Origin of the sequence: Streptococcus sp. CCH5-D3 (genome assembly GCF_001556435.1) — a bacterium.
GTDB lineage: Bacteria > Bacillota > Bacilli > Lactobacillales > Streptococcaceae > Streptococcus.
In genome coordinates this window covers 1-279 of sequence record NZ_LSIW01000049.1, presented here as the reverse complement: position 1 = coordinate 279, position 279 = coordinate 1, and the positions used below count along the sequence as shown (strand labels likewise).

The 279-nt window shown below is 46.6% G+C and carries 1 protein-coding gene; it reads right to left on the bottom strand.

All coding sequences use genetic code 11. The annotated features are described in order from the left end of the window. Window positions 1-279: SH3 domain-containing protein (locus AX662_RS02285; RefSeq protein WP_197414655.1), on the bottom strand; the 279-nt coding region annotated here is incomplete at both ends.

The window sequence follows — 279 nt, the reverse complement described above, 5'->3', positions numbered from 1 at the left end:
TATTACCGTTACCACTACCAGCTGCCACTGGTTTCACTGGCGCATAACGACGCACGCCAGAGTATGATTTGTAGCTAATCCATTGGTAGCCGTCAGCTGTCACGACTTGATCGTAAAGAACGCTGTCTCCTGGATTTACATAAAATTCAGCCTTGGCAGACACCTTAGGTTGATTCTTAATCTCTGTACGTCCCTTGTAGACATAAGTTCCTTGACTTGGAAGGTCGCTGTCTGTAGTTGTAGCTGGTTGGCTCACCAAACTAGTATTGACAGCTGCTC